5 protein-coding genes are annotated in these 5,513 nt (G+C 70.3%); 1 reads left to right on the top strand and 4 read right to left on the bottom strand.

What is annotated here, in order from left to right; translation table 11 throughout:
- The coding region (locus ACWF94_RS31975) for a galactokinase (protein ID WP_453496443.1) at window positions 1–980 on the top strand (980 nt) is incomplete at its 5' end.
- Window positions 981–1,192: 212 nt separating this feature from the next.
- Here ACWF94_RS31975 and ACWF94_RS31970 read toward each other — a convergent pair.
- The 4 genes from ACWF94_RS31970 to ACWF94_RS31955 all read right to left on the bottom strand — a co-directional run.
- Window positions 1,193–2,083, bottom strand: a complete 891-nt coding sequence (locus tag ACWF94_RS31970; protein WP_453496440.1) for a LysR family transcriptional regulator — start codon at window positions 2,081–2,083, stop codon at window positions 1,193–1,195.
- Window positions 2,084–2,148: 65 nt separating this feature from the next.
- Window positions 2,149–3,087, bottom strand: coding sequence for a phosphotriesterase family protein (locus ACWF94_RS31965; protein ID WP_453496437.1), 939 nt, complete (start codon window positions 3,085–3,087; stop codon window positions 2,149–2,151).
- 34 nt (window positions 3,088–3,121) lie between these two features.
- Window positions 3,122–4,576 carry a short-chain fatty acid transporter gene (locus tag ACWF94_RS31960; protein ID WP_453496434.1) on the bottom strand — a complete coding sequence of 485 codons (1,455 nt, stop codon included), beginning with the start codon at window positions 4,574–4,576 and terminating at the stop codon, window positions 3,122–3,124.
- Window positions 4,573–5,513 (bottom strand): hypothetical protein (locus ACWF94_RS31955; RefSeq protein WP_453496431.1); only part of this gene is annotated, 941 nt, incomplete at its 5' end. The genes ACWF94_RS31960 and ACWF94_RS31955, both read right to left, overlap by 4 nt.

The raw sequence follows: 5,513 nt of genomic DNA, 5'->3' as shown, positions 1-5,513 counted from the left end.
ACGACGGAGTGCTGCGCCTGCGGTCGGCAGGCGCGCGCGGCGGCCCGGTCGAACTACGGGTCGCCGATCTCGCCCCCGGCCACGGCCCGCGCGGCTGGACCGACTACCCCGCCGGCGTCCTGTGGGCGCTGCGGGAAGCGGGCCACCCGGTGGGCGGCGCGGACTTCCAGTACGAGTCCACCGTCCCGGCGGGAGCCGGACTGTCCTCGTCCGCCGCGCTGGAGGTCGTCACCGCGCTCGCCCTGGACGAGCTGTACGGACTGGGCCTGGAGCGGCGGCGGCTCGCCCTGCTGTGCCGGCGTGCCGAGAACGGTTATGTCGGAGCGCCCACCGGGATCATGGACCAGACCGCGTCCGCGTGCTGCGTCGCGGGCCACGCCCTGCGGCTGGACACCCGGACGATGACCCGCCGCCAGATCCCGCTGGACCCGGCGGCCCACGGCCTCGAACTCCTGGTGGTCGACACCCGCGTCCAGCACGCGCACAGCTCGGGCGAGTACGGAAAGCGCCGCGCGGGCTGTGAGTCGGCGGCGGCGGCCCTGGGCGTCCCGGCGCTGCGGGACATTCCGTACGAGGGACTCGCGGACGCCCTGGACCGCCTCCCGGACCCCGGGGCCCGCGCCCTGGTCCGGCATGTGGTGACGGAGAACCACCGGGTGGAGCGGGTGGCCGAACGGCTGACGGCGGGCGACGTCCGCGCGGTGGGCCCGCTGCTCACCGAGGGCCATGCCTCCCTGCGCGACGACTTCCGGGTCTCCTGTCCGGAGCTGGATCTCGTCGTCGGGGCGTCCCTGGCGGCGGGGGCGCTCGGCGCGCGGATGACGGGCGGCGGCTTCGGCGGCGCGGCGATCGTCCTCACCGAGGCGGCGAGCGCCCGGACCGTGACCGATGCGGTACGGGAGGCGTTCGCGGCGGCTTCGTACCGGGAACCGGGCATCTTCGCGGCCCGGGCGGCGAGCGGGGCGCGGCGGCTGTCCTGACGGGGCGTGACCCGGCGGGATACCGCAGGCCGGCCCGGCGGGTGAGGTGAGCGGGGCATGCGGGCTCGGCCCGGACGGCTCAAGGGGGACCCGCGCCGCTGCGGGACAGCCCTCAGGGCCGCTGCGGGACAGCCTTCAGGGAGCCCTCAGGGCCGCTGCGGGACCACCCTTAGGGTTTGCGGGGCAGCCCTCAGGGCGCTACGGGACAGCCCTCAGGCCGGCCGATTCCCGACCATGTCCCAGAACTCCCGTGCCGCGGGGGAAAGCGTCTCGTCGGAGCGGACGAGCACGGCGGACCGCGTCATCCCCGGCGTCAGGTCGGCCACCACAGCTCCGGAAGCCCCGGCCAGCTCTCCCACGAATCGCGGCAGGAACGCCGCGCCCGCCCCCGCGGCGAGGAGGGGGATGTATGCGTCTCGATGATCGGTTCGCACCGCCACATGCCTGCGCCACTCGCGACGGCCGTACCGCTGGTCGAGGTATGCGGCGGGCCTGGACGACTCCCACCACGGCCCGATGACGAGGCCGCAGGCAAGAACCTCGTCCCAGGTGGCCACACCCGGTTCCCGCAGCCGCGTCCCGGGCGGGACGACGGCGACGAAGTCCTGATCCCCCACGGGGAGCGTGAGCATGCCCTGAGCGTCGTTGAGCCCCTCGGTGAACCCCAGTTCGCACACTCCGAGCCGCACCATCTCGGCGATCTCGGGGACCCTCGGCTGCGAGGGGCTCTGGATCGTCACCTTGACCAGCGGGTGACGCTTCCGGAACTCGGCGACCAGCGGGCTCACGGGAGACTGTGCCAGCGTGGGGAGGGACGCGATGTCCAGTGTCCCACCGGTCAACCCGACCACGTCCATGACGGCCGTCCGGATCGCGCTCATCCCCCGCAGCGCACGCCGTGCCGGCTCGATCGCGGCCTTGCCGGCCGGCGTGAGCACAACCCCCTTCGAGGTCCGCCTGAACAACTGCTCGCCCAATTCTCTTTCGAGCTGCGCCATCGCCTGAGAAAGAGTCGGCTGCGTGACATGCAATTCGGCGGCGGCCCGACCGAAACCCCCGGAATCAACGACCGCCACGAAGTATTCGATTTGTCGCCGTTCCATTCGTGCATTATGCCAGCGCGCCACGGCCGCCCGGCGATCTGTGCCGAGATTTATGGGGCAGCCGATCAATCCGTCCCGGTGAGCGCGCGCCGCGGATTGTCGATGAGCAGCCGGTCGATCTCCTTCTCCGAGAGCCCTCGCTCCCGCAGCCGGGGGGTGATCGTCGTCGCGATGAGGGTCAGTCCGGCCCCGCCGTGCGACGACAGGTCGGGACGGAACGCCAGGTCGTGCGAGAGCAGTACGTGATCGATCAGTCCCGCCTCGACCATGGCGAGCACGTACGTCACGCGGCGGTCGAGGTCGACGCCCTTGCGGATGTGGTCGAACTCGACGTAGGCGCCGCGCCGCGCGATCGCGCAGTGGTAGTCCGTCACGTCCTGGACCCTTGTCCAGTCAGGGGATCCGACGCTGTCGCAGTGGCCGATGATCACGCGCCGGGGATCGGCGCCGGCGGACTCAAGCAGGTCGAGCTGTGCGAGTCCGACCGGCCAGTGGGCGGCGTGCGTGCTGATCGTCACTCCGGTCTCGCGCTGGGCGATCGCGGCGGCGCGGAAGACGCGTTCCTCCTGGGCGGAGATATGCCGCTCACAGCCGATCTCGCCGATGATGCCCGCCCGGACCTCCGTGTCGTCGATCCCCGATGTGAGGTCGCGGACGAACAGCTCGGCGATCGAGCGTGTGCTGGTCCGGTCCATCCAGTCGCGGTCGAAGTACGCCTGCCGGTAGAACCCCGTGCCGAGCACGATGTTCACGCCGGACTCCTCGCTCAGCCTCCGCAGGTCGGCCGGCCGCTGCCCCAGCGACCGGTTGGTCAGGTCCACGACCGTTCGGCCACCCTCCGCGCGGAATCCGGCGAGTTCGGCCAGTGCCTGGATCCCGTCGTTGAGCAGGCCCGCCGCGCGGTGCTCGCGCATCGTGTCGACGAGAAGATGCTCGTGCATCAGCGTCGAGCCGAGCTTCTCCGGGGCGACGGGACCCCGCACCGTCATCACGTCATGTGTCATTGCTTCCTCGTTCTTGTCGCGTTGTGCTGACTTTTCATGGCATGACCGGTGGCTCGTAGTCCAGTGTGCCCGCGAGAAGCCACACGAGGACCAGGACGATGGGGAAGTGCACCAGGAACTGGATGAAGGTGAAGCCGATGACATGGCGGGCACGGAGACCCAGGACGCCGAGGACCGGCAGCATCCAGAACGGGTTGATCAGGTTCGGGAGCGCCTCGGCGGCGTTGTAGACCTGCACGGTCCACCCCAGGTGCACCTCCGCGTCCTGCGCCGCTCCCATGACGTAGGGAGACTCGATGATCCATTTGCCTCCCCCGGACGGCAGGAAGATCCCGAGCACGACCGAGTAGATCGCGACCGCAGGCGCGAAGACGCTTCCCGTGGCCACCTCGGAGAACCAGTGAGCGATCGTCGTCGACAACGTCGTCCCGTCGGACGCGGCCGCCTGCGTCATGACCGCGGCGACACCCGCGTAGAACGGGAACTGGATGACGACGCCGCCGATGGAGGGGATCGCGTTCATCGTCGCGCGGATGAACTTGCGTGGCGTCCCGTGGAGCGCGAGCCCGAGCATGATGAAGAAGAAGTTGTACGTGTTGAGGTCCGCGACCGCCGCCAGCCAGCCCGCCTCCATGACCTTGATCACGAGATACGCCGTACCGGCGCAGACGATCACGACCGGGAGCAGCCGGGAGCATTCGAGCCAGTCCCCCGGGCGGGACCGCTTCTCCGGCTCTTCCTCCCGGTCCGCCAGGTCGACTCCGAGATCGGCCGCGCGCACGGCGTTCGCCCCTCTGGGGGCGGAGAAGTAGGCCACCGTGACCGTGACAACCACCAGGACCCCGACGAGCAGCAGCGACTGGGGCAGAAAGATGGTCTCGCTGAACGGCAGTACGCCGGAGATCTTCAGCAGCGCCGGAGGCATGCTCGACGCGTTGGCCTGCATCTGGGCGGGGGCCGAACTCAGGCCGAGGGCCCAGACGCCACCGACTCCGAGGAGTGACGCGGCGCCTGCGGCACGGTAGTCCATGTCCCCGCGCTTCCGGGCCAGCTCGCGGACCAGCAGGGCACTGAAGATCAGCGAGATGGCCCAGTTCAGCAGCGACAGCAGGGTGGCCACGGCCGCGACGAACGCCACGGCCTGGCGGCCGTTGCGCGGAATCCGGCAGAGCCGGTCGATCGCGCGTGCGGCCGGTGGCGACGTCGCCACCGTGTAGCCACCGATGGCGACGACCGACACCTGCATGGTGAAGACGATCAGGTCCCAGAACCCGTTGCCGAAGGAGGAGACGATCGCCTTCGGCGGGGCTCCGACAGCAGCCGCGCCGATGCCCGTGACGACGACGGCGATCAGCGCGAACACGAAGGCGTCGGGGAACCACCGCTCCATCCAGGCGGCCAGGCGGAGGGCCACCCGCTGGAGGAACCCGTCGGCGGCGGGCTCACGCTCGGCGATGGCGGGCTTCCCGCCCCCGTCCTGCGCGGTCATGAGGTCACCTTCAGCACAAGTGTTGGGCTGTCGCAGGTGGTGGTGGTGCTCTGTGTGTCCCTGAGGGTTGTCACGCGTCCCGTGATGAGGTCGATCACCTGTGCGTGGGGGTCGATGGTGGTGCCCATGGCCGACCGGACTGTGTCCCACGTGCACGGCTTCTCGGGGATGACGACGGCGCCGTCTCCGAAGTCGGTCCAGGTCAGTTCGTCGGACCGGTGCTGGGTCAGGGAGGGTGCGCGGTCTGTCCGGTTCGGCAGTGCGGCTGTGAGGTGCTTGGCGACCAGTCCTGCCTGGCGCAGATTGGAGCGGCGGTCGGTGAGTCCGTTGCGTGGGAAGTAGCCGCGGTCCATGTCGCCGAATGTGTCGAGGTTGATGTCGAGTCCGTGCAGTTCGTAGGCCGCGACGAGTGTCTCCGCGACCCGGCGAGCCGTCGAGGGGTCATCGTGCTCGGACGAGCCCGGGTCGTCGGCGGCGAGTTTGACGAGGACTGTGGCGTGGAGTCCGAGGCCGGTCACCAGGTTGTCGATGGCGGTGAGGGTGGGTACGGGGTTCTCGCTCCTCGACACTGTGAACGCGAGGCCCGTGACGGCGTCGCGGAAGCCGGCCGTACCGGCCAGCTCTGTGAGAACGGCCTGGTCGCCGGGGGTGAATCCGTGGCGGACGTGGTGTGCGTAGTCGTCGCCGCCGTGTTCGTCGTTGGCCGATGTCCGTACCGCCGACAGATGCACGGGGAGCCCTGTCGCGTGCCTGATCCGGGCGATCTCCGCGTACCGTGCGGTCAGCAGGCTCGGCGGGAGGACGATCTCCAGGCCGCTGACGAACGGCCGGCACGTTGTCAGGAGGCGTACGGCCTCGTCGCCGGGCACGCCGTAGGTGAACACCTGGAACCGGTGGCCGGAGTGCGCGAGTTCCTCCATCCGGCCCCGGATGCGGT

The sequence above is a fragment of the Streptomyces sp. NPDC055078 genome (genome assembly GCF_053607985.1).
The sequence above is the reverse complement of the archived record's forward strand: the minus strand, read 5'-3'. Positions and strand labels throughout refer to the sequence as shown.

Excerpts from the sequence above, each read along its gene's own strand:
- ACWF94_RS31970 (WP_453496440.1), bottom strand. The coding sequence starts at position 2,083 with ATGGAACGGCGACAAATCGAATACTTCGTGGCGGTCGTTGATTCCGGG.
- ACWF94_RS31960 (WP_453496434.1), bottom strand. The coding sequence starts at position 4,576 with ATGACCGCGCAGGACGGGGGCGGGAAGCCCGCCATCGCCGAGCGTGAG.
- ACWF94_RS31965 (WP_453496437.1), bottom strand. The coding sequence starts at position 3,087 with ATGACACATGACGTGATGACGGTGCGGGGTCCCGTCGCCCCGGAGAAG.